20 protein-coding genes and 1 pseudogene are annotated in these 23,774 nt (G+C 64.0%); 16 read left to right on the plus strand and 5 right to left on the minus strand.

Going from position 1 to position 23,774, the window contains the following annotated elements; all coding sequences use genetic code 11:
• The first annotated feature begins 87 nt into the window (after window positions 1-87).
• Complete coding sequence (gene pap, locus M1D78_RS07620) at window positions 88-1,578, plus strand: polyphosphate:AMP phosphotransferase (RefSeq protein WP_437419825.1); 1,491 nt, start codon at window positions 88-90, stop codon at window positions 1,576-1,578.
• 138 nt (window positions 1,579-1,716) lie between these two features.
• Window positions 1,717-2,901 carry a thiolase family protein gene (locus M1D78_RS07625; RefSeq protein ID WP_437419824.1) on the plus strand — a complete coding sequence of 395 codons (1,185 nt, stop codon included), beginning with the start codon at window positions 1,717-1,719 and terminating at the stop codon, window positions 2,899-2,901.
• Between the two features lie 45 nt (window positions 2,902-2,946).
• Here the strand turns inward: M1D78_RS07625 and M1D78_RS07630 are convergent, their stop codons facing one another.
• Window positions 2,947-4,341 carry a class II fumarate hydratase gene (locus M1D78_RS07630; protein ID WP_437419823.1) on the minus strand — a complete coding sequence of 465 codons (1,395 nt, stop codon included), beginning with the start codon at window positions 4,339-4,341 and terminating at the stop codon, window positions 2,947-2,949.
• Window positions 4,342-4,485: 144 nt separating this feature from the next.
• Here M1D78_RS07630 and M1D78_RS07635 point away from each other — a divergent pair, with 144 nt between their 5' ends.
• The 8 genes and pseudogenes from M1D78_RS07635 (at window position 4,486) to M1D78_RS07670 (ending at window position 12,571) form a co-directional block, all read left to right on the plus strand.
• Window positions 4,486-4,992, plus strand: a complete 507-nt coding sequence (locus M1D78_RS07635) for a DUF2059 domain-containing protein (RefSeq protein WP_437419822.1) — start codon at window positions 4,486-4,488, stop codon at window positions 4,990-4,992.
• A 15-nt stretch (window positions 4,993-5,007) separates the two neighbouring features.
• Window positions 5,008-5,316 (plus strand): BolA family protein, encoded by a 309-nt coding sequence (locus M1D78_RS07640; RefSeq protein ID WP_437419821.1) that lies wholly within the window; start codon window positions 5,008-5,010, stop codon window positions 5,314-5,316.
• A 171-nt stretch (window positions 5,317-5,487) separates the two neighbouring features.
• Window positions 5,488-6,423 carry an oxygen-dependent tRNA uridine(34) hydroxylase TrhO gene (gene trhO / locus M1D78_RS07645; protein ID WP_437419820.1) on the plus strand — a complete coding sequence of 312 codons (936 nt, stop codon included), beginning with the start codon at window positions 5,488-5,490 and terminating at the stop codon, window positions 6,421-6,423.
• Between the two features lie 31 nt (window positions 6,424-6,454).
• Entirely contained in the window at window positions 6,455-7,087 is a 633-nt protein-coding gene (locus M1D78_RS07650; RefSeq protein ID WP_437419819.1) for a DsbA family protein, read from the plus strand.
• The gene (locus M1D78_RS07655; protein WP_437419818.1) at window positions 7,080-8,861 is read left to right on the plus strand and encodes an ABC transporter ATP-binding protein; all 1,782 of its coding nucleotides are present in this window, start codon (window positions 7,080-7,082) and stop codon (window positions 8,859-8,861) included. The genes M1D78_RS07650 and M1D78_RS07655 overlap by 8 nt, the downstream gene beginning before the upstream one ends.
• Window positions 8,862-9,070: 209 nt before the next feature.
• A pseudogene (locus tag M1D78_RS07660) lies at window positions 9,071-10,051 on the plus strand (methyl-accepting chemotaxis protein); the annotation flags it as partial.
• Between the two features lie 201 nt (window positions 10,052-10,252).
• Window positions 10,253-10,957: a methyl-accepting chemotaxis protein gene (locus tag M1D78_RS07665; RefSeq protein ID WP_457933583.1), complete on the plus strand. Its 705-nt coding sequence runs from the start codon at window positions 10,253-10,255 to the stop codon at window positions 10,955-10,957.
• Window positions 10,958-11,254: 297 nt separating this feature from the next.
• On the plus strand, window positions 11,255-12,571 hold the full coding sequence (locus M1D78_RS07670) for an APC family permease (RefSeq protein WP_437419816.1): 1,317 nt from the start codon (window positions 11,255-11,257) through the stop codon (window positions 12,569-12,571).
• On the opposite strand, the gene M1D78_RS07675 is transcribed toward M1D78_RS07670, so the two are convergent.
• On the minus strand, window positions 12,568-13,608 hold the full coding sequence (locus M1D78_RS07675; protein WP_437419815.1) for a metal-dependent hydrolase: 1,041 nt from the start codon (window positions 13,606-13,608) through the stop codon (window positions 12,568-12,570). The two genes, M1D78_RS07670 and M1D78_RS07675, sit on opposite strands and share 4 nt — an antisense overlap.
• A 145-nt stretch (window positions 13,609-13,753) precedes the next feature.
• Between M1D78_RS07675 and arfB the strand changes: the two genes are divergently transcribed.
• Window positions 13,754-14,167 (plus strand): alternative ribosome rescue aminoacyl-tRNA hydrolase ArfB, encoded by a 414-nt coding sequence (arfB, locus tag M1D78_RS07680; RefSeq protein ID WP_437419814.1) that lies wholly within the window; start codon window positions 13,754-13,756, stop codon window positions 14,165-14,167.
• A gap of 40 nt (window positions 14,168-14,207) precedes the next feature.
• On the opposite strand, the gene M1D78_RS07685 is transcribed toward arfB, so the two are convergent.
• From M1D78_RS07685 to M1D78_RS07695, 3 genes are all read right to left on the minus strand, one after another.
• Entirely contained in the window at window positions 14,208-15,518 is a 1,311-nt protein-coding gene (locus tag M1D78_RS07685; protein WP_437419813.1) for an MFS transporter, read from the minus strand.
• A gap of 129 nt (window positions 15,519-15,647) precedes the next feature.
• On the minus strand, window positions 15,648-16,979 hold the full coding sequence (locus M1D78_RS07690) for a DUF2254 domain-containing protein (RefSeq protein ID WP_437419812.1): 1,332 nt from the start codon (window positions 16,977-16,979) through the stop codon (window positions 15,648-15,650).
• A 76-nt stretch (window positions 16,980-17,055) separates the two neighbouring features.
• Window positions 17,056-17,946 carry a LysR family transcriptional regulator gene (locus M1D78_RS07695; protein WP_437419811.1) on the minus strand — a complete coding sequence of 297 codons (891 nt, stop codon included), beginning with the start codon at window positions 17,944-17,946 and terminating at the stop codon, window positions 17,056-17,058.
• 119 nt (window positions 17,947-18,065) lie between these two features.
• Here M1D78_RS07695 and M1D78_RS07700 point away from each other — a divergent pair, with 119 nt between their 5' ends.
• From M1D78_RS07700 to M1D78_RS07720, 5 genes are all read left to right on the plus strand, one after another.
• Window positions 18,066-18,887, plus strand: a complete 822-nt coding sequence (locus M1D78_RS07700) for an HTD2 family dehydratase (RefSeq protein ID WP_437419810.1) — start codon at window positions 18,066-18,068, stop codon at window positions 18,885-18,887.
• 237 nt (window positions 18,888-19,124) lie between these two features.
• Window positions 19,125-20,288, plus strand: coding sequence for an acyl-CoA dehydrogenase family protein (locus M1D78_RS07705; protein WP_437419809.1), 1,164 nt, complete (start codon window positions 19,125-19,127; stop codon window positions 20,286-20,288).
• Window positions 20,289-20,480: 192 nt separating this feature from the next.
• Entirely contained in the window at window positions 20,481-20,873 is a 393-nt protein-coding gene (locus M1D78_RS07710; RefSeq protein WP_437419808.1) for a VOC family protein, read from the plus strand.
• Complete coding sequence (locus M1D78_RS07715; RefSeq protein ID WP_437419807.1) at window positions 20,870-22,222, plus strand: MmgE/PrpD family protein; 1,353 nt, start codon at window positions 20,870-20,872, stop codon at window positions 22,220-22,222. The genes M1D78_RS07710 and M1D78_RS07715 overlap by 4 nt, the downstream gene beginning before the upstream one ends.
• Before the next feature lie 218 nt (window positions 22,223-22,440).
• On the plus strand, window positions 22,441-23,646 hold the full coding sequence (locus M1D78_RS07720) for a CaiB/BaiF CoA transferase family protein (protein ID WP_437419806.1): 1,206 nt from the start codon (window positions 22,441-22,443) through the stop codon (window positions 23,644-23,646).
• The last annotated feature ends 128 nt before the right edge of the window (window positions 23,647-23,774 follow it).

The following is a 23,774-nucleotide window of genomic DNA, read 5'->3' on the forward strand; positions in this document are numbered from 1 at the left end:
CTTTGTCGCATCGCCAGCACGATGTAGAAAATCAGCATGCCCTGGCCAACTGCTAGGGTTAGCGCAACCACCGTCCGGGAGAATGCGATGTTCGAGTCTGCGGAAATTGGCCACACCATCGACAAGGACACCTACAAATCCGAGGTTCCCGCGCTGCGCGAGGCCTTGCTGCAGGCTCAGTACCGTCTGCGCGAGCAGGCACGGTTTCCGGTGCTGATCCTGATCAACGGCATTGAAGGTGCAGGCAAGGGCGAAACGATCAAGTTGCTCAACGAGTGGATGGACCCGCGCCTGATCCGCGTCGACAGCTTCGACGTGCCGACTGACGAGGAGCTGTCCCATCCGCCGGCGTGGCGCTACTGGCGCAAGCTACCGCCCAAGGGGCAGACAGGCATCTTCTTTGGCAATTGGTACAGCAAGATGCTGCAGGATCGCGTCCACGGACGCATCGGCAAGGTCGACCTGGAGCTGGCCACCGATCGCGCCCAGCGGCTCGAGCGCATGCTGTGCAATGAGGGCATGCTGATCTTCAAGTTCTGGTTTCACCTGTCGAAGAAGCAGATGTTCAAGCGCCTCGACTCGCTCAAGGACGACCCGCTGCACAGCTGGCGCATCAGCCCGCTGGATTGGCAGCAGTCCAAGACCTACGACAAGTTCGTGCGCTACGGCGAACTGGTACTGCGGCGCAGCAGCCGCGACTTCGCGCCCTGGTACGTCATCGAGGGCAGCGACGAGCGCTACCGCAGCCTGACTGCCGGCCGCATCCTGCTCGAGGGTTTGCATGCGGCGCTCGAGGCCTGCGAGCGGGGGCAGCCGGCGCAGCCACACACGGCCTCGCTTGACCTTAACCTCGATCGCCTCAGCCTGCTCGGCAGCCTCGACATGGAGCAGCGGCTCAGTAAGGACGATTACAAGGCGCAGCTGTTCGACGAGCAGGTGCGGCTGTCCCAGCTGTTGCGTGACCGGCGCATGCGCAAGCGCGGCGTGCTGGCGCTATTCGAGGGCCACGACGCGGCTGGCAAGGGCAGTGCCATCCGCCGCGTCACGGGTGCGCTCGATCCACGGCTCTATCGCATCGTGCAAATCGCCGCGCCCAGCGAAGATGAGCTGGCGCAGCCCTGGCTATGGCGCTTCTGGCGCAACGTCCCGGGGCGTGGCGAATTCACCATCTTTGATCGCTCCTGGTACGGCCGGGTGCTCGTCGAACGGGTCGAGGGCTTCTGCTCGCCGGACGAGTGGCTGCGCGCCTACACCGAGATCAACGAGTTCGAAGAGCAGCTCGTCGAGGCCGATATCGTTGTGGTGAAGTTCTGGCTATCGATCGACCAGGATACGCAGCTCGAGCGTTTCAAGGCCCGCGAGGAAACGCCGCACAAGCGCTTCAAGATCACCGAGGAAGATTGGCGCAACCGCGACAAATGGGACGACTACGATCACGCCGTCGCGGACATGGTCGATCGCACCAGCACCGAAATCGCGCCCTGGACGCTGGTAGAGGCCAACGACAAGCGCTTCGCCCGGGTCAAGGTGCTACGGACCCTCAACGACCGGCTGGAAGCGGCCCTCAAAGACGGCTGAAATCAGCCGCCATGGCCGGCCATATCCGCGCTGAATGGTCGTCGCGCTGGGCGATTGGCTGGAACTATGCTCCGGTCACAATCCAACAGACGGCCCATCGCCCGCGGTGCGGCGTCCGACACCTATCCGAGGTATGCCATGCGTGAAGTAGTGATCGTCGACAGCGTACGGACCGGCCTGGCCAAGTCCTTCCGTGGCAAGTTCAACATGACCCGTCCCGACGATATGGCGGCTCATTGCGTCAACGCGCTGCTGACGCGCAACGACCTCGACCCGGCGCTGGTCGAAGACTGCATCGTTGGCGCCGGCTCCAACGAAGGTGCGCAGGGCTACAACATCGGCCGCAACGTGGCGGTGTTGTCGAACCTTGGCATCCAGTGCGCAGGCATGACGCTGAACCGCTTCTGCTCCTCGGGCCTACAGGCCATCGCCATCGCGGCGAACCAGATCGCTTCCGGTTGCAGCGACGTCATCGTGGCCGGTGGCGTCGAGTCCATCACGCTGACCGCCAAGAGCAAAAACACCGACAACCTCTTCAACCCGATCCTGCAGGAGCGCGTTCCCGGTCTTTACCACAGCATGGGGCAGACCGCCGAACTGGTCGCCCGTCGCTACAACGTCACCCGCGATCAGCAAGATGCGTATTCGCTGCAAAGCCAACAACGCACTGCACGTGCCCAGGCCGAGGGGCTGTTCCAGGACGAAATCGTGCCGATGAACGTCCGTTACTACACTGAAGACAAGGCCACGGGTGCGCGCACCGAGCACGACGGCGTCGTCGACCGCGATGACTGCAACCGCGCGGACACGACCCTCGAGAACCTGGCGGCGCTCAAGCCAGTCTTCGCCGAAGACGGCTCGGTTACCGCTGGCAACGCTTCGCAATTGTCGGACGGCGCCTCGATGACGCTGGTCATGAGCCTGGACAAGGCCATCGAGCTTGGCCTTAAGCCACGCGCCTTCTTCCGCGGCTTCACCGTGGCCGGATGCGAGCCCGACGAAATGGGTATCGGGCCGGTGTATTCGGTGCCGCGTCTGCTTAAAGCGCGCGGGCTGCAGGTGGGTGACATCGATCTGTGGGAACTCAACGAGGCCTTCGCTTCGCAGTGCCTGTACTGCCGCGACACGCTGGACATCGATAACGAGAAGTTCAACGTCAACGGCGGCTCCATCTCCATCGGCCACCCGTTCGGTATGACGGGTTCGCGCACTGCTGGCCACCTCATCCGTGAACTGCAGCGCCGCAACCTGCGTTACGGCGTGGTGACCATGTGCGTTGGCGGCGGCATGGGCGCGTCCGGTCTGTTCGAAGCGGTGCGCTGACGGTTGTGAAGCGCTGCCCTGCAGCTCATGCCGCAGGGCAGGCGATCAGCCGTGCTGGCCTGAGCCCAGCATGGTTTCCGGCCGCACCCATTGATCGAATTCCTCGTCACTGAGATAGCCCAGCCCCAGCGCGGCCTCACGCAGCGTGATGCCTTCGCCGTAGGCTTTCTTGGCAATTTCGGCGGCTTTGTCATAGCCGATGTGCAGGTTGAGTGCGGTGACCAGCATCAGGCCGCGCTCCAGATGTTCGGCCATGCGACCGGCGTCCGGCTCCATGCCCACTACGCAATGGGTGTTGAAGTTGCGGCAGCCATCGGCCAGCAGCCGGATCGACTCCAGCATGTTGTGCACGATGACCGGTTTGAAGACGTTGAGCTGAAGGTGGCCCTGGCTTGCCGCAAAGCCGATGGTCACATCGTTGCCCATCACCTGGCACGCCAGCATCGAGAGTGCTTCGCACTGCGTCGGGTTGACCTTGCCTGGCATGATGGAGCTGCCGGGCTCGTTGGCCGGCAGGCGCACCTCGGCGAAACCGCCACGCGGGCCGGAGCCGAGCAGGCGAAGGTCATTGGCGATCTTCATCAGCGCGGTGGCGAGCGTCTTCAGCGCGCCGGATAGCGCCACCAGCGGCTCGTGCCCCGCAAGCGCCGCGAATTTGTTCGGTGCCGAGACGAACGGCAAGCCGGAGAGGGCGGCCAGCTCGGCAGCAATCGCCTCGGCGAAACCATGCGGTGCATTGAGGCCGGTGCCGACGGCGGTTCCGCCTTGAGCCAGTTCATAAACGGCCGGCAGCGCCTGGCGGATCGCTCGCTCGGCAATGTCGATCTGCGCGACGAAGGCCGACAACTCCTGGCCGAAGGTGACGGGTGTTGCATCCATCATGTGTGTACGGCCGGTCTTGACCAGCCCGTTGTGCCGCGCAGCCTGTTCGGCCAAACCGCCGGACAGCTCGGTGATCGCGGGCAGCAGCTGCTCGTGGACCGCTTTGGCGATGGCGATGTGCATCGCCGTCGGGAAACAATCGTTCGAGCTCTGCGCGCGGTTGACGTGGTCGTTGGGATGCACCGGGCTTTTTCCGCCACGGTTGCCTCCGGCCAGTTCGTTGGCACGGCCGGCGATCACTTCGTTGACATTCATGTTGCTCTGGGTGCCGCTGCCGGTTTGCCAGACCACGAGGGGGAACTGGTCGTCGTGTTGGCCGTGAAGGATTTCGTCGGCGGCCTGTTCGATCAGCCGGGCAATTTCCGGTGGCAGGTCGCCGATGCGGTCGTTGACCCGCGCCGCGGCTTTCTTGATGAGGGCGAGGGCGTGGCAAACGGCGAGCGGCATGCGCTGGTCGCCAATGGCGAAATTACCGAGTGAACGCTGCGTCTGTGCGCCCCAGTACGCCTGTTCCGGTACTTCAACTGGGCCTAGGCTGTCGGTTTCGGTGCGTGTCATGACCTGCTCCATCGCTGAGATATGCCTGTTAGGTTTCCGCTCGACGGCACAGGTTCAATCCGCCCGGCCGCCGATGTTGAGGGTTCAGAGCCTGGCGCGCAGAATGCGCGTCGAGCCCACTTGCCAGACATCAAGGAACACCTCATGCATCTCGTTCGTAAAATCGGCCTCTGCGGCGCGCTGCTGCTGCCGATCTTCAGCACGCAGGCCAGCGCTGACCAGGCCGGCCACGCGGCCAAGGCCGAACAATTCCTCGAGCTGGTCAATGCCGATCGCCTTTCCGTGCCGGTCTATGCCCAAGTCCAGCAGATGTTTGCAGAGCGTTTCGCTCAAGCCGGCGCGCCGGAAGACAAGCGTGCCTTGCTCGAGCGCTACCAGTCGCAGGCTGACGCTGCGCTTGATAAAGCGATCGGCTGGGAGCAGGTTAAACCCGACCTCGTCACGCTCTACACCGAGGCCTTCACCGAACAGGAGCTGGCCGACCTGAACGCCTTTTACCAGTCCGAGCTCGGACGCAAGATGCTGAGCCGCCTGCCGCAACTCAATGCCCGCTCGGCCCAGGTCACCCAGGCCAAGCTGGAGAGCGCAGTGCCGCAGGTGAACAAGCTGCTCACCGACATGACCAACGAACTCGCCCCCAAGAAGCCCTGACGGAGCACGCGCTCGATGAGCAAACTCGCCACCATTGAAACCACCCTCAACGCAGCCTTGGCCCCTCAGTTCCTGGACGTGCAAGACGAAAGCCACATGCACAGCCGCGGACAGGAAACCCACTACAAGGCGGTCATCGTCAGCGAGCAGTTCGCCGGGCTGAACGCCGTCAAGCGGCACCAGAAGGCGTACGGTGCCATGGGCGATCTGATGCAGCAGATCCACGCGCTGGCCCTGCACACCTACACGCCCGCCGAATGGGCAGAACAAGGCAGCGCACCGGATTCGCCCACCTGCCGCGGTGGCAGCAAGCACGATCTGTGATCGTGCAGCGGTAAGCGGCGCTGGCACTCGCGGTACGAGCTCAGTGCGCCCCGATAGCAGGTGCCTTCGGCTTGGAACCGCCTTTTGCTAGAATTCGCGCCCCGGCCGTATGGCCGGTTTTTCTTTTTCCCAGTCCGCCCTTTACGTGGGCGACTACTGCAGGATGAATTCATGACCCAGAAGATCGTCGTCGCGGCGCTCTACAAGTTCGTTTCGCTGCCGGACTATGTCGAATTGCGCGAGCCGTTGCTGGCTGTGCTCGAGGCCAATGGCATCAAGGGCACCTTGCTGCTCGCCGAAGAAGGCATCAACGGCACGGTGTCGGGCACTCGCCAGGCCATCGATGCATTGTTCGCCTGGTTCGCCCAGGACGCGCGCCTGGCCGATATCGACCACAAGGAGTCCTTCTGCGACGAGCAGCCGTTCTATCGCACCAAGGTCAAACTGAAGAAAGAGATCGTCACCCTCGGCGTTCCAGGCGTGGACCCCAATCAACGCGTCGGCACCTATGTCGAGCCGCAGGACTGGAACGCGCTGATCGAAGATCCCGAGGTTCTGCTGATCGACACCCGTAACGATTATGAGGTGGCCATCGGCACCTTCGACGGCGCGATCGATCCGCAGACCAAGTCCTTCCGTGAGTTTCCCGACTACATCAAGGCGAATTTCGACCCGGCCCGGCACAAGAAGGTCGCCATGTTCTGCACCGGCGGCATTCGCTGCGAAAAGGCGTCCAGCTACATGCTCGGCGAAGGCTTCGAAGAGGTCTATCACCTCAAGGGCGGCATCCTCAAATATCTCGAAGAGGTACCGCAGGAGCAGAGCCGCTGGACGGGCGATTGCTTCGTGTTCGACAACCGGGTGACGGTCCGCCATGACCTTAGCGAGGGCGATTTCGACCAGTGCCACGCCTGCCGCTTGCCGATTTCCGCCGAAGACCGCCAGTCGGAACACTATGTCCCTGGCATCAGCTGCCCACACTGCTGGAATACGCTCAGCGAGAAGACGCGCACCAGCGCGCGCGAGCGGCAGAAGCAGATCGAACTGGCGCTCCAGCGCAACCAGCCGCATCCGATCGGCTACAACTACCGAAAGCAGGACGCTTGATCCCATCCGCCTGACGCCTACCGGAGCCGCCATGAGCACTCGACTGATCTACGTGATGGACCCGATGTGCTCCTGGTGCTGGGGCTTCGCCCCGGTCGTCGATGCGCTCATGGAGCAAGCTGCTTCCCAGGGCGTATCGACCGACCTGGTCGTCGGCGGCCTGCGACACGAGCTTACGGCGATGGACCAGGCCGGACGGGACCGCACGGCGTCCTACTGGCGCGCGGTGCACGAGGCGACCGGCCAGCCGTTCAACTTCGAAGCAGGCCTGCCCGACGGGCTGGTCTACGACACCGAACCAGCCTGCCGGGCACTGGTGGCCGCCCGCCGGCTCGATCCGCACAGCGCCTGGCGCCTGGTCGGCCTGATTCAACAGGCGTTCTATGTGCAAGGGCGCAACGTGACGCTGCCACCCGAGCTGCTGGATCTGGCCGAGTCCGCTGGCATACCGAGGATCGAATTTTCCGAGCAGTTCAGCTCGCAGCCCGCGCGTGACGAGACCGCTGCCGATTTCGAATGGGCGCGTAACCTGGGCATCGCTGGCTTCCCGACGCTGCTCGCCGAGCATCAGGGCCAGCTCGCATTGCTCACCAACGGATATCAGCCGCTCGAGGCATTGGCGCCGCTGCTACAGCGCTGGCTGGAGCACAACCTGAATGCCTGACCAGCTCAGCTGGGCGGAGATCCGCCGTCTCGCGCTGCGCCATCGCCGGTCGCTGGTACTGGCGAACCTGGTGGCGGTGCTGGCGACGCTTTGCAGCGTACCGATCCCGTTGTTGTTGCCGCTGCTCGTCGACGAGGTGTTGTTGGGGCAGGGCGATACCGCGTTGCGCGTGATGGACCGCTTCCTGCCGGCCGGCTGGCAAACGGCGATCGGCTACATTGCCCTGATGCTCTGCGTCACGCTGCTGCTCAGGGCTTGCGCGCTGGTTTTCAACGTGCTCCAGGCGCGGCTGTTCGCACGGTTGTCGAAAGACCTCGTCTATCGCGTGCGCATTCGGCTGATCGAGCGGCTCAAGCGCATTTCCCTGAGCGAATATGAAAGCCTTGGCGGCGGTACCGTAGCCGCGCACTTGGTCACTGATCTGGAGACGATCGACAAATTCATCGGCGAAACCCTGAGCCGGTTGCTCGTCGCGCTGCTGTCGATCGCCGGCACGGCGGCCATCCTGATCTGGATGCATTGGCAACTGGCGATGCTGATTTTGCTGTTCAACCCGCTGGTGATCTATGCCACGGTGCAGCTGGGCAAGCGCGTCAAACACCTGAAGAAACTGGAAAACGACAGCACGTCGTTGTTCACCCAGGCACTCACCGAAACGCTGGACGCGATCCAGGAAGTGCGCGCCGGTAATCGCCAGGGCTTCTTTCTCGGCCGGCTCGGCCTGCGCGCGCGGGAGGTTCGCGATCATGCCGTTGCCTCGCAATGGAAGACGGACGCCTCGAACCGCGCCAGCGGGCTGCTGTTTCAGTTCGGCATCGATATTTTCCGCGCTGCGGCGATGCTCACGGTGCTGCTTTCGGACCTCTCGATTGGCCAGATGCTCGCCGTATTCAGCTACCTCTGGTTCATGATCGGCCCGGTCGAACAACTGCTCAATCTGCAGTATGCCTATTACGCCGCCGGCGGGGCTTTGGGGCGTATCAACCAGCTTCTGGCGCGCTCGGACGAGCCCCAGTACGCCGGCGGCCGGGACCCCTTCGCCGGGTGCGATACCGTGAAGATCGAGGTGCGGGATCTGCGCTTCTCCTACCAGGACGAACCCGTGCTGGAAGGGCTGGATCTGACCATCGAGGCGGGAGAGAAGGTCGCCATCGTTGGTGCCAGCGGTGGCGGCAAGAGCACGCTGGTCCAGCTGCTGCTGGGCCTCTATCAGCCCCAGGCCGGGCAGATCCACTTTGGGGGTGTGCCGATCGAGGCAATCGGTCTGGGCACGGTGCGCGACAACGTCGCCGTGGTACTGCAGCACCCAGCGTTGTTCAACGACAGCGTGCGCGCCAATCTGCTGATGGGCCGTGAGCGCGACGACCAGGCGTGCTGGCACGCGCTGGAAATAGCGCAGTTGGCCGACACCATTCGTCAATTGCCGGCTGGGCTGGACAGCATCGTGGGGCGCTCCGGGGTGCGCTTGTCCGGCGGCCAGCGCCAGCGCCTGGCCGTGGCGCGCATGGTGCTGGCCGAGCCCAAGGTGGTGATTCTCGACGAAGCCACCTCAGCGTTGGACGCGGCGACCGAATACGCATTGCATCAGGGACTGAACCGCTTCCTGCAAGGCCGCACGACGCTGATCATCGCCCATCGCCTATCAGCGGTGAAACAGGCCGACCGGGTGCTGGTGTTCGATGCCGGACGCATTGCCGAGCAGGGTGATCACCAGCAGCTCATCGCCGACGGCGGGCTCTACGCCAGGCTTTATGGGCATTTGCAGCAGCATTGAACGCATCTTCCTGCACGGCCTGTGACTGTCGATACGAGTTGCCGGCACTGTGCCATCAATGCCTGATTAAATCTGTCTGAATTCTTGTTCAACTTTCTCCGCCACCTGCCGACTCCTTGGGTGCGCCTCCCTTCAACTAGGAATTTCAGATGCAGTCCGATCTCTTCGCCAACCTTTCCGTAGGCAAGAAGCTGTTGCTTGGCTTCGCCATGGTCTTGTTGCTGACCCTGGGTGTCGCCGGCACCGGCTTCTATGCAGTGGACTCGATCCTGTCCCGTTCGTACCAGACGAACCAGCTCTCGCGCATCAACGCGGCGATCCTCGAAGCCCGCGGCCTGGAGCGCGACTACGCGCTGACCCGCAGCGAAGCCTCCGCGACAGCCCTGCGCAGCACACTGGACCGGCTCAACAACGAACTTGATGAGCTGACCGAGCGCTCCGACGAGCACGAGCAGGAACTGTTGCAGCGCATTCGCAGCGACGCCGCCGAATACGCCACGGAGTTTTCCGACTACGGCCGGCTGATCGACCGCGGCGCCCAACTGCGCGAGCGCATGGCCGAGGCGGCCCAGAAGAGTCGCGAAGAATTTGAATACATCGAGCTGGACATGTACGACGCGGTACGAGTGCTGCGTCTTGAGGGCGACCGCCTCAGAGGTAGCGACCCATTGACCATTGCCGAAGCAGCCTCAGGCCTGACCAAGAAAATCCTCGACCTGCGGACCTTCGAAAACGTCTTCATCGCCAACAACTCTGAGGAAGCGATCACCCGGTGGAGTGAAGCCTACGACGATGTGACCACCATCGGCACCAGCCTCAAGACCTGGCTCGACGACGACCAGAAGGCCACGATGGATGGTGCAATTGCCGCACTGGCCAGCTACAAACAGGCCTTCGACGAATTCCGCAACAGCCGTGCTTCGCGCATCGCGTTGGAGCAGGACATGGTCCGGCAGGCCCAGCGCATCCTCGATACCGCTAATGAGGCGCTTGGCGAGGCGACCGAGGCGATGCAGGCGCAGCGCAGCAACGCCTACATGCTGCTCGCCGTCATCGGGCTATTGGCGGTCGTCATCGGTATCGCCGCGGCGACGCTGATCTCGCGCATGATCGTCGTGCCGCTTCGCTACACCGTGCAGCTGGCGCAGCGCGTGGCCGATGGTGATCTGACCCAATCGCAAAAGGTGAGCCGTCGCGACGAGCTGGGCCAATTGCAGCACGCTATGTATGGCATGACCGACAGCCTTCGTGGATTGATTGGCCGAATTGGTGGCAGCGTTAGCCAGATCGCGACGGCGGCCGAGCAGCTGTCGGCTGTCACCGCGCAAACCAGCGCAGGCGTTCAGAAGCAGCGTGTCGAAACTGAACAGGTCGCCACGGCCATGCATGAGATGGCCGCGACTGTGCAGGAAGTCGCGCAGAATGCTGAGCAGGCGTCGCTGGCAGCGCGCGAAGCCGACCAGCAGGCTCGCCAGGGCGACCTGGTGGTGCAGGAAGCGATCGGCCAGATTGGCAGCCTGTCCGGTGAGGTCGAGCATTCGGCCCAGGCTATCGAGGAACTCAACAATGAAAGCGGGCGCATCGGCACTGTGCTCGAAGTGATTCGCGCCGTGGCCGAGCAGACCAACCTGCTAGCGCTGAACGCTGCGATCGAAGCGGCGCGTGCGGGTGAACAGGGTCGCGGTTTCGCCGTAGTGGCGGACGAGGTGCGCGCACTGGCGCGGCGCACGCACGACTCGACCGAGGAAATCGAAGGGCTGATCGGCAACCTGCAACGCGTCGCGCAGAAGGCGGTCGAGCAGATGCAGACCAGCCGCGACCTGACCCAACACACCGTCGACCTGGCCAACGAGGCCGGCAGCGCCTTGGGCCGCATCACCGAATCGGTGTCGACCATCGAGCAGATGAACCAGCAGATCGCAGCTGCAGCCGAGCAGCAAAGTGCCGTGGCCGAGAACATTTCCGAGAGCGTGACGCGCGTGCGTGACATCGGCGAGCAGAGCGCCAGCGGCAGCGAGCAGACCGCTGCTGCCAGCGCCGAGCTGGCCCGGCTTGGTGTCGAGTTGCAGGGCTTGGTGGCGCGCTTCCGCACCTGATCCTGTGGTTCCTCCCGTGGGAGCCGCGCACTCGAATGGGAGGTGGGTGCGGCTCCGGGGTAGAGCGCTTCGCCCCGAGGTTGGGGCTCCTACCGGGCGGTCTTTGGGATTCCCTAAAGGCCGTCCTGCAGTCGGCGATCCGTGGCCGAGTCCTGGCCTGTCATTTCCCGAGCTGAACTCCAGCGATCCCTCTTGGCTCTAGACATGTAACGCACATCGCGCTGCATGTTCTGGAGACGCCCGCTTGAAACCCCTTCCGTTCGCCCCCTGCCGCCGCACAGATGAGGCGCGCGCCAGATGAAAACCACGGCATTTGTCGCAGGTGAGTCCCGCCTCAAGCAGGCGATTACCGGCCCTGCATTGTTTCTGTTCATTCTTGGCGACGTGCTGGGTGCCGGCGTCTACGCGCTTGTCGGCAAGATTGCTGGCGAGGCGGGCGGAGCGGTCTGGGTGCCTTTGCTGGTTGCCCTGGGGTTCGCGCTGCTGACGGCGGCGTCCTACGCGGAGCTGGTCACCAAATACCCCAAGGCAGGTGGTGCGGCTGTGTTTGCCGAACGCGCTTTTGGCAAACCCCTGCTGTCGTTTCTGGTGGGGTTCAGCATGCTTGCGGCTGGCGTGACCAGTGCCGCCGGGCTGTCGCTGGCCTTCGCTGGTGACTACCTCGGCGCGTTTCTCGATACGCCGGCGGTGCCCACCGCGCTGGTCTTTCTGACCTTTGTCGCACTGCTCAATGCGCGAGGTATCAAGGAGTCGCTCGGGGCTAACGCGGTGATGACGGTCATCGAGGTGTCGGGGTTGCTGTTCGTGATCGTGCTGGCGGCTCGTTTTCTCCTCGGCGGGGCGGGCGAGCCCTCACGCGTTCTCGAATTCGCACCCGATGTGTCTCCCGCCATCGCGGTCCTCGGCGCTGCCTTGATCGCGTTCTATTCCTTCGTCGGTTTCGAGGTGTCGGCGAACGTTGCCGAAGAGGTCAAGAATGTCCAGCGCAACTACCCTCGCGCACTGTTCGGTGCACTGTTGGTGGCAGGGTTTGTGTATGTCGGTGTCGGCATGGCAGCGACCGCGGTGCTGCCGCCGGCAGTGTTGGCAGATTCTTCCGCGCCACTGCTCGATGTCGTACGGGCCACCGGCTATCGCGTACCGGACTGGCTGTTCGCCGCGGTGGCGCTGGTTGCGGTGGCCAATGGCGCGTTGCTGACGATGATCATGTCGAGCCGGCTGGCCTACGGAATGGCCGACGAGGGCTTGCTGCCTTCGGTGCTCACTCGTGTGCTGCCTGCGCGGCGTACACCCTGGCTGGCGATCATCGTCACCACGCTTCTAGCGATGATTCTGACTGTGACGGGCACGCTCCGCGCCCTGGCCGAGACCGTGGTGCTCTTGTTGCTGTTCGTCTTCATGTCCACAAACGTCGCCGTGTTGGTGCTGCGCAAGGACAGCGTCGCCACGCCGCACTTTCGCACCCCGACGGTTCTGCCCGTGTTGGCGATCCTGTCTTGCCTGGTGCTGTTGTCCCAGCAGAGCGCCGGCACCTGGCTGCGGGCGGCGCTGTTGATGGCTCTGGGTGCGGCGCTCTATGGCATTGGCCGCTGGCAGCAGCGGCGGCGCCCCTAGCGCCGCTCGAGTTCCGCTGCCCATTCGGCCAGCGGCAGGGCGGGCTGCTGAGCCCAGATGCGTCGCCAGATCAGCTTGAGCCGGTCCAGGTCGCCACGCTCGGCGGGCAGCCGCTCCACCTCGGAGATCAGCGCCCAGCCGTCGTCGCTACGCTCGGCCATGGGGAAACGGAACGGGTGAAAGCCGGTCATGCCCAGACGCAGGTCCGTCACCAGCAGGCGGTCGTCGATCTCGTCATAGCGCATCACGCCGCCGGTGAACCACTCCAGGCGGGCATGCTGCGGCGAGGCCGCGAGCGCGTCGGCGAGCCCGGCGCCACGGGGCAGGCGCACCAGTTGCGGTGGGTCCCGGTCGAACCAGCTGACCAGTGCCTCGTGGTAATCCTCGCCATCAATCACGATGACTCGCCACAGCAGGCTGTTGAAGGGCGTCGGGGTGCTAAAGACGCGCTCGGCCTGGATGCCTTGCTCAGCCATGGCGGCGTCGACACGATGCTCGGCCATCTGCTTGCCGGCCAGGGTGGAGCCCAGGTACAGCGTGGAAATAGCGAGTGCGACGATGGAAGGCGTAGGCTGGCGGCCCTTCATGCCGGCGAAGACGCTGATCAACACGGCCAACAGCAACGGTACGCTGTACAGCGGGTCGATGATGAACACGCTCGACCAGGCAACCGGCGGCGTGGTCAGCGGCCAGAACAGCTGGGTGCCATAGCTGGTGAAGGTGTCGAGCAACACATGGGTGACGAGCACCAGCCACACAGTGAGCAGGAGCCGGTTGGCGCTGTACGCTGGGTCGGGCCGTATCCGCCGCGCCAACCAGGTCAGCGCCACGGCCAACAGGCTGAGGACGAACAACGAGTGGCTGAAGCCGCGGTGGTAAGTCATGTTGGCGATGGCGTCGCCGAAGTCGAGCACGACGTCAAGGTCAGGCAGTGTGCCGAGTACGGCGCCGTAGAGCAGCGCCTTGCGGCCCTGCCAGCGCCCGAGTAGGGAGGCTTGAACGGTGGCGCCGAGAAGAGCCTGGGTGATCGAATCCATGCGTGGGTTCCGTCTGTTGCGAGCGGGCTACAGTAGCCGAAGCGGCCAGTCCTCATGTTCGGCAAATCTTGTTAAAACGTGTCGGGCGGGCGCGACTCGTCGACAATAAAGCGCCTTCGTACGTGGCGCCGACTCAGAGGGTTCGATGTTAGAAATTTCCAACAGCGTGCAGCTTCCCGATGCCGAGATCGAGCTGAACGCCATCCGATCCCAGGGCGCTGGCGGGCAGAACGTCAACAAGGTCTCCAGCGCAGTACACCTGCGTTTCGATATTCATGCCTCGTCATTGCCCGAGTTCTACAAGGAGCGCCTGCTGGCACTGCGCGACAGCCGCATCAACGGCGACGGCGTGATCGTCATCAAGGCCCAGCAGTTTCGTACGCAGGAGCAGAACCGCGCCGATGCCCTGGAGCGCCTCGCCGAACTGATCCGTAGCGTGAACAAGGTGGTGAAGGCGCGCCGCCCGACGCGTCCGACGCTGGGTTCGAAGACGCGCCGCCTGGATGGCAAGAGCAAGCGCGGCGCGATCAAGGCCGGGCGCGGCAAGGTGGACTACTGACACAGGGCGGACCTGCCGCTTGCCGGCAGGTTGCGCTCGATCAATGCGTTCCGGTACGGGGCTCGGCAGCCAGCTCCTCTTCGTCCCGCGGGACCTGGCCCTGATCCAGAACGTCCGCCTCGGCGACTTCGCCTTCCGGATTGTCCGGCATCAACTCCAGCACGGTTGGGCTGGTCCGCAGCATTGGCGTGAAGTGGCCGTGCGGCTCGGTGACAAGGTCGAAGACACGCCGCGCACGGAAGTATGAATACAGTGCGAGGAAGGCCAGCGTCACGGCGAAGAACACCGGCAAGGCCTTTGGCCCGAAGAAGCTCATCAGGCCACCCGCGACCACCGGGCCGAAGGCGGCGCCGAAGCCGTTGGCGAGCAACAGGCCGCTGGAGCCGGAGAGGATTTCGTCCGGATGCAACTGGTCGACCATCTGCGCGACGGCGATCGAATAGATCGAGAACGCAAGGCCGCCCCACAGGAACATCACGCCCAGCAGGGCAGGGCCAGCGGTGAGTGGCGTCATCGCCACTGCCAGCGCCGCGCCAACGCCCACCACCCACAGGAGTACCAGACGCCGGTCATGCTTGTCGGAGAAAAGCCCGATAGGCCACTGCAGCACGGCGCCGCCGAGGATGGTCACGCTCATCAGCAGGCCGACGCCAGAGGCATCGAAGCCGCTCTGTGACGCATACACAGGCGCCAGGCCCCAAAAACCGCCCAGGGTGAGCCCGGAGATACCAGCGGCCATCAACGGCAGCGGCGCGATACGCGCCAGTTGCAGCAGGTCGGTGGGCGGCATGTCCGGCTGTGCCGGCTGAGCCTGGCGGGTGAGGGTGATGGGCATCAGCGCGGCGCTGACGAGGATGGCGGCGAGCGCGAACAGCGTGAAGTTCATCGGGCTGTCCAGGCTCAGCAGCTGCTGAGCGGCGGCAAGCGCGCCGAGGTTGACGGCCATGTACACCGCGAACACCTGGCCGCGCTTCTCGCCACTGACCTGCGCGTTGAGCCAGCTTTCGATGACCATGTAAAGCGTGACCAGCGCGACGCCATACATCACCCTGAGCACCAGCCAGACCCAAGGGTTGACGATAATCACGTGTAGCAACACGGCGACCGAAGCGAGCGCGGCGTAAAAGGCGAAGGTGCGGATATGCCCGACCCGGCGGATCAGGGAGGGTGCCAGCCAGGTGCCGACAAGGAAGCCTGCGAAGTAGCCGGACATGAGCAGACCGATCAGGCCGGTCGAATACCCCTCGGCGACACCGCGCAGGGTGAGCAGTGTATTGAGCAGGCCGTGACCGAGCAGCAGCAAAGCTACTCCGCCCAGCAACGAACTGATGGGGGCAATCAAGGACTTCATGTCGAACAACCCTAGGCAAGTAATACGGTGATGGCAACCGGTTCGTCTGGCTGGCTGCCGTGAAACGTCAATCGCGGGCGCTGCGCCCCGCTGGGCTCCGCCCGTTGCTGCTTGGGCAGTTTTTCCCGGTCAGGATTCCGCGCATATCGTTTTTTCCAGCGGCCTATTGTGGCTAATGGCTTCGTTGAGCCGCTGTATGGCGGCGTCTATCGCCTCGCGGTCCGGTTGCTGGGCAATGTGCTCCAAAGCCTCGTCGACCACGGCTTGCGCATGCGCGAGCAAGACAGCTTCGGTCTCAGCACCCGGATCGCAAAACAGCAGGTTCTTGTAGCACTGCAGCAGGCTGAGCACGACCTGTGTATCGCCGGCGCCATAGTGGCGTGGTGGGCCCAGCACGGCCAGGAGCATCTGCGGCAGATCCAGCTCGCGGATGTATAGCCGAGGCGGCTCTTCGGGCTCGCAGGCAACATCGAAGTCTGGGAGCTTGAGGCGCTTGGCGAACAGCAGGCCAAGCATGTCGATGGCCTTGATCGCCGTACCCGGGTCGTTGATGCCGGGGCTGAGCGCCTTACTGGCGATTTCGGTGATCTGCTTGAAGCCAAAGAAGTAGTGCTGGTTCGCGTACTCCTCGACATAGAAATCAAAGGCATCGAGCAGCGTGTCGATCACTTCGTCGTCGGCTTCGCGATTGAGCCTGAACAAGGGGTGGCCGGGCATCACGAAAAAACCGTTGTGCACCTGGATGGTCATGCACAGGTCGTGCTCTTTCAGCAGTGCTTTGGCCGCTTCGCTGTTGAATGCCTTGAAGTAGCCGGCACGAGTCGAGCGGACCACCTTCCAGCCCCGGTCGTCCGGCCACTGCGGCTGGTCGCTCAGCTCATCGAGCTTGGCCTCCAGGACATCCAGTTCCTTTAGCGTCTTCTTGAAGAGGTTGTTGAGGATGAAGTCGACCTGGATCGACTGGGAAATCTCCCGGATGAACATGATGAAAAGGCACAGGCTGATGATGCCCAGCCCCAGCGCGAGAAAGATGCCAAGGCTGGGGATGTTGATGTCGTCGCCTTCCTGAATCGTGAGAATCAGCAGTAGCGAGTCGATGATCGTCCCAAGATAGATACCCAGGATGAACTGGTGATTGCGGCTGCTGATCAGGCTTGGAATCACACGCGGCGAGAGCGTCGAGGAGGCCGCGTTGAGCACCACCATCACCATGCTGAAGCTGAACACCATCAGCGAGATGATGCCGCCAACCAGCGTGCCGAGTATCAGCCTGGCGTTCTCGGCATTGTTGACCAGGCCGAGCTTGAGATCTTCCTTGTAGGCCTGCAGGTAAGTCATCTCTATCCAGATACTGACAACGCACAACAGCACCAGGCCGAGTGAAATCAGCGCGGGATAGAAGGCGATGCTGCTGACGATGCGCTGGTAGAGGCGAAACAGGCGGTTGTTCGGCGTGGCCATGCAGGGCTTCCAAGTTGCGATGCGTACCGGTTTCGGCAGTCGCCAGGCGCAAATGTTCGTCGAGCGCTGCAGTGGCTCAGGGTTTGGCCGGGGCGAGAGCGGCAATCAATGCGCGCACGCTACCGGGCAGGGCGTCGAATTCGCGGACGAGGATGCTGCGCTCGCGGATAGCCCAGGGCTCGTCGAGTTCGACCAGCGCCAGGCGCATCGTCCGGCTGTGCCGCTTGGCCGCAGATTCAGGAATGATGCCGATGCCGACTCCCGCCTCGATCATCCGGCACACCGCCTCGAAACTGGACAGCTGAATGCGTAGCGACAGAGTCGCGCCGAGGCGGTCCACCTGATCGCGCAGGAATGTCAGCAGCGTGCTGCCCTCATGCAAACCGATGTGCTGGTAGGCCAATGTTCGGCTCAGGTCGACGCGCGCTTCGCTGGCCAGCGGATGGCCGACCGGAACGGCCAACACCAGCCGGTCGGTGCTGAAGTGCAGCACCTCGAGCCCCTGCGCCTGGACCGGCCCGGCGATGATGCCGAGGTCGGTGCTGCCGTCGAGCACACCGCGCACGATGTCCCGGCTCAAGCGCTCCTGCAGGTCGACGGTCACGCCTGGCCGCTCGGCAAGAAAGCCCGCAAGAATCTCAGGCAGGAATTCAGTTACCGCCGTGGTGTTGGCAAAAATACGGATGTGACCCGCCGAATCGGCGCCGTGGTCGGTGAACTCGCTTTTCAGGTAATCGACCTGCCTGAGAATCAGCCGCGCGTGCTGCAGCAGCTTGTGTCCGGCCGGTGTGAGTTCGACGCCGCGGCTGTCGCGATAGAGCAGGCGGCTGTCGAGCTGCGCTTCCAGTGCCTTGATTCGCGCACTAGCCGCAGCAGGAGACAGGTGCGCCCGGCGCGCGCCCTGCGTCAGGCTTGGGCTTTCGGCGATATGGACGAACAGGCGCAGGTCGGGCAGATCGAAATGCATGGCGATACTCAGTGGGTTCGGCGTTCAGCATAGCCGAACGCCGGGGTCGGGAAATGCAAATTCACAGAATGCGAGGCGCGGCGCATGCTCTGGACACAACAACACAGCCGGAAGCCGAGATGACCGACGTCACCGCCTGGATAGGCCGCACCGAAGAAGTCCATGACCAGCTCAGCCGTAACCTGCTGATGCGCATCGCCGCCACCCTAGGCCAGGCCACGCCCGGCCATGGCGAAGCGCTCCCGCCCTTGTGGCAGTGGTGCTTCTTCCAGGAGCCGCTCGCCGAAACGGGGTTGGGGCAGGATGGGCACCCGGCCCGTGGCGGCTTCCTCCCGCCAGCGGATAACCGTAATCGGATGTGGGCCGGCGGGCGCGTCGAGTTCATCGAGCCGCTGCTGGCCGGGGCCGAGGCCACGCGCTTCTCCACCATTACGCGCATTGAGGAAAAGCGCGGCGGCACTGGTTCGCTCCTTTTCGTCACCGTACAGCACGACTACCTGCAGGATGGCCGCCTGGCCATTCGCGAGGAGCAGGACATCGTCTACCGCGAGCCGAGCCCGCCGAAGACCCGCAGCAGCGAAGCGCTGATCACTGGCAACTGGCGCGAAGCGGTGACACCGACCCCGACGCTGCTGTTTCGGTATTCGGCGGTGACCTTCAACGGCCATCGCATTCATTACGACTGGCCCTATGTCACCGAGACCGAAGGTTACGCCGGCCTGGTGGTGCATGGCCCGCTGATCGCCACGCTGAACCTGCGCGCGTTCTGCCGCGCCAACCCCGACGCCCGTCTGCGCCGCTTCACCTATCGCGGCCTGCGCCCGTTGGTGGTGCCGCAACCCTTCGAGGTGGGCGGGCGCATCGTTGCGCCGGGCAAGGCCGAGCTTTGGGCAGGCGACCACAACGGCTTGGCGCAGAAGGCTGAAGTGGAATTCGAGTGAGGTGTATGGCGGGACTCCGGCCCCTCACCCTAACCCTCTCCCCAAGGGGGAGAGGGGACTGATTTTGCAGGGTGGTCAGGGCCGCGCGAAATAGCCAGCCGGCCGGCTTCAAGATGATGGCGTTAGCAGTCGGCCCAGCCAAACGCCAAAAGCAGCCCCCTCTCCCTGAGGGAGAGGGCTGGGGTGAGGGGGAAGGTCGAGCCTACACACCATCGCCCGTTTTTCTAAGGAACCGAGATGAAACCGAACAAGACCGAAGAACTGAACTTCATCCGCGAAGGCGTGCGCGCCCTCTGCGCCGAATTCCCCGCCGACTACTGGCGCAAGCTCGACGAGGAGAAGGGCTTCCCGGAAGCCTTCGTCAAGGCGATGACCGAGGCCGGCTGGCTCTCAGCGATGATTCCAGAAGCATTCGGCGGCTCGGGGCTGGGTCTGGCCGAGGCCTCGGTGATCCTCGAGGAAGTGAACCGCTGCGGCGGCAACTCCGGGACCATCCACGGGCAGATGTACAACATGTTCACCTTGCTCAGAAACGGCAGCGAGGAGCAAAAGCGCTACTACCTGCCCAAGCTCGCCAGCGGCGAGCTGCGCCTGCAGTCCATGGGCGTGACTGAGCCGACCACCGGCACCGACACGACGAAAATCAAGACCACGGCGGTGAAGCAGGGCGACAAGTACGTCATCAATGGCCAGAAGGTGTGGATCTCGCGCATCCAGCATTCGGACCTGATGATCCTCCTGGCGCGCACCACGCCGCTCGCCGAGGTAAAGAAAAAGTCCGAGGGCATGTCGATATTTCTCGTCGACCTGCGCGAGGCCATCGGCAACGGCCTGACCGTCCAGCCGATCGCCAACATGGTCAATCACGAGACCAATGAGCTGTTCTTCGACAACCTGGAAATTCCCGCCAGCAGCCTGATCGGCGAGGAGGGCAAGGGCTTTCGCTATATCCTCGACGGCCTGAATGCTGAGCGCACGCTGATCGCCGCCGAGTGCATCGGCGACGGTCGCTGGTTCATCGAGAAATCCGCGCAGTACGCGCGCGATCGCGTCGTGTTCGGCCGGCCCATCGGGCAGAACCAGGGGGTGCAGTTTCCCATTGCCGAGGCGCATATCGAGGTGGAAGCGGCCGACCTGATGCGCTGGCGCGCCTGTGAGGAATACGACAGCGGGCGCAACGCCGGAGCCGCGGCCAACATGGCCAAGTACCTGGCGGCCAAGGCCAGTTGGGAGGCTGCCAACGCCTGTCTGCAGACCCACGGCGGTTTTGGTTTCGCCAATGAATACGACGTCGAACGCAAATTCCGCGAGACCCGGCTGTACCAGGTCGCGCCCATCTCCACCAACCTGATCCTGTCGTACGTGGCCGAGCACCTGCTCGAGCTGCCGCGCAGTTTTTGAGGGCGATTGTAGGAGCGAGCTTGCTCGCGAACGAGGTGCAAGGACGGCTTCGCGAGCAAGCTCGCTCCTACAGGTAAGCAACAGGACCGTAGGGTGGAAACGACCGTAGGTCTTTTCCACGCGTATCGAACAGGCGACACAGGTCGTGGAAATGCTTCGCGATTTCCACCCTACGAAAGAGGGACGTGCGTCATGAATATCAGCCACCTCGACCATCTGGTCCTCACCGTCGCCGACCTCGACGCAACGGTCGACTTTTATACCCGCGTGCTCGGCATGCAGGCGGTGACCTTCGGCGAGGGCCGCAAGGCGCTGGCCTTCGGCAACCAGAAAATCAACCTGCACCAGGCCGGCCGCGAATTCGAGCCCAAGGCCGCGCGGCCGACGCCGGGTTCGGCTGACCTGTGCTTTATCGTCGCCACGCCGCTGGAGCAGGTGATCGCGCATCTTGAAGTGCAGCAGGTCGCCATCGTCGAAGGCCCGGTCAAGCGCACCGGGGCGACCGGCCTGATCCGCTCGGTGTATCTGCGCGACCCTGACCACAACCTCATCGAACTGTCGAACCCGCTGGAGCTTCCCGCATGAGCCAACACACCCGCGCGCTCACCGAATTCCTCGCCGGGCTGCGTTACGAGCAGATTCCTGACGCGGTGCTGGCCCGCACCGAAGACCTGTTTCTCGACTGGCTCGGCTCGGCCCTCGCCAGCCACGGCGCGCACCCCATTCCCTTGTTCGAACGCTACGCACAGACGATGGGCCCGGCGGACGGTCCGTCACGCATTTTGGTCAATCGTCGCGGCAGCTCGGCCTATTTCGCCGCGCTGATCAACGCCGCCAGCTCGCATCTGGTCGAGCAGGATGACCTGCACAACAGCTCGGTGCTGCACCCGGCTACCGTGGTCTTCCCGGCGGCGCTGGCGGCGGCGCAACACCTGGGCAAGTCTGGTCGCGACCTCTTGCTGGCATCGGTCGCCGGCTACGAGGCGGGCATCCGTATCGGCGAATTCCTTGGCCGCTCGCACTACCGCATCTTTCACACCACGGCGACGGTCGGCACGCTGGCCGCAGCCGTGGCGGTCGGCAAGCTGATGGACTTCGATCAGCGGCAGTTCACTCACCTGCACGGTAATGCGGGTACGCAGGCGGCCGGGCTTTGGGAGTTTCTCCGTGACGCGGCGGATTCCAAGCAGCTGCACACCGCCAAGGCGGCTGCCGATGGGTTGCTCGCCGCCTATCTGACGCGTGACGGGCTGACCGGCGCGCAGGACATCCTTGAAGGCGAGCAGGGCATGGCCGCCGGTATGTCCAGTGATGCCGACCCGAGCAGGCTGTCCGACCGCCTCGGCATGCGCTGGGCGCTGGCCGAAACCTCGTTCAAATTCCACGCCTCCTGCCGCCACACGCACCCGGCGGCCGATGCACTGCTCGAGTTGATGCAGCGCGAAGGGCTCGGGGCCGATGACATCGCCTCGATCACCACCCGTGTGCACCAGGGCGCGATCGACGTGCTGGGCCGTGTGACGGAGCCGCAAACGGTGCATCAGGCGAAGTTTTCCATGGGCACCGTGCTGGGGCTGATCGCCCTGTACGGCAAGGCCGGCCTGACCGAATTCCACAGCCATGCGCTCAGCGACCCGCGCGTCGGCCAGTTCCGCGAGAAGGTCTCGATGACGCTCGATCCCGAGGTGGATGGCGCCTACCCGGCACGCTGGCTCGGTCGCGTCGAAGTGATCACCGCTGATGGCCGCACGCTGCACGGCGCCATCGACGAGCCGAAGGGCGACCCGGGCAACACGCTGAGCCGCGCCGAGCTGGAGGACAAATTTCGCCGCCTGGTGCAGTTCTCCGCGGCGCGCAGCGATGACGAGGCGGGCGTGCTGATCGACACGGTCTGGCGGTTGCGCGAAACAGATGATCTTGGCGTTATCGCGTGAGCCTAGGCAATACAGAACCTGTAGGAGCGAGCTTGCTCGCGAAGCCTGTCCTCGCTGATCGCGAGCAAGCTCGCTCCTACTAAACGGCAAGAATCGTAGGGTGGATGACGGCGAAGCCTCATCCACCAGAGTGACGCCAGAGTCCCCAGGGGCTGGAACAGACGCGTGGAAAAGGCGTTGCCGTTTTCCACCCTACGCCGAATTTGCAGGAACCGAACATGACCGACACCCAAGCCCAACCCCGCCCCCTCGACGGCATCACCGTGGTCAGCCTTGAGCACGCCATCGCCGCGCCGTTCTGCACTCGTCAGTTGGCCGATCTCGGGGCGCGCGTGATCAAAGTCGAGCGCCCGGGCGTGGGCGATTTCGCACGCGGCTATGACGAACGGGTAAGCGGCCTGGCGTCGCATTTCGTCTGGACCAATCGCTCAAAGGAAAGCGTCGCGCTGGACCTCAAGGCGCCCGAGGCCGGCGACGTGCTCGATGCGCTGCTGGCGCGCGCCGACGTGCTGGTGCAGAACCTCGCGCCGGGCGCCGCCGCGCGCATGGGGCTGTCGTTCGAGGCGTTGCACGAGCGATTCCCCCGGCTGATCGTCTGTGACATCTCCGGCTATGGCGAAGGTGGCCCCTACGAGCAAAAGAAGGCCTACGACCTCCTGATCCAGAGCGAAGGCGGCTTCCTGTCGGTGACTGGCGGGCCGGGCGAGAACGAGATGGCCAAGGCCGGGTGTTCCATCGCCGACATCGCCGCCGGCATGTACGCCTACACCGGCGTGCTCTCGGCGCTGATGTTGCGCGACAAAACGGGCGAGGGTAGCCGCGTCGACGTCTCCATGCTCGAAAGCCTGGTCGAGTGGATGGGCTACCCCATGTATTACGCCTACGAGGGTGCGCCGCCGCCCCCGCGCGCGGGCGCCGCGCATTCCACCATCTACCCGTACGGGCCGTTTCCCGCAGGCGATGGCGGCACCGTCATGCTGGGATTGCAGAACGAGCGGGAGTGGCGGCTGTTCTGTGAGAAGGTCCTGCTGCAGCCGGCGCTGGCGGGGGATGATCGCTTTTCAACGAACGCGAGACGTTCGGAAAACCGCGCCGAACTCCGCGCCATCATCGTCGAGACCTTTGCCCAGCTGACGGCCGAGCAGGTGATCGAGCGCCTGGAGGCGGCCTCGATCGCCAATGCACACGTCAACGACATGGCGGGTGTTTGGGCACACCCGCAGTTGAAGGCGCGCGGGCGCTGGAGCGAAGTGGACAGCCCGTCAGGACGCGTGCCGGCCTTGTTGCCCCCTGGTCGCAACGCCGCGTTTACGCCACGCATGGATCCGATCCCGGCGCTCGGTCAGCACACCGACACGTTGCTCGCGGAACTGGGTTACGCGCCGGCCGATATTCAGCGTCTGCATGAGCAGGGCGCGGTATGAAGGCCTTGGTAGGGCAGCCGCACCCTGTGGGGTCGGAGGCTCAGCGCATCCCGCACTGCATGGTCCCGCTCATGACGGTGCGTCCCGCCGTGGCAATGGTGGTGGGTTGCCTGCGCCCTACGAACCCA

The sequence above is a fragment of the Pseudomonas sp. SA195 genome (assembly GCF_054131565.1).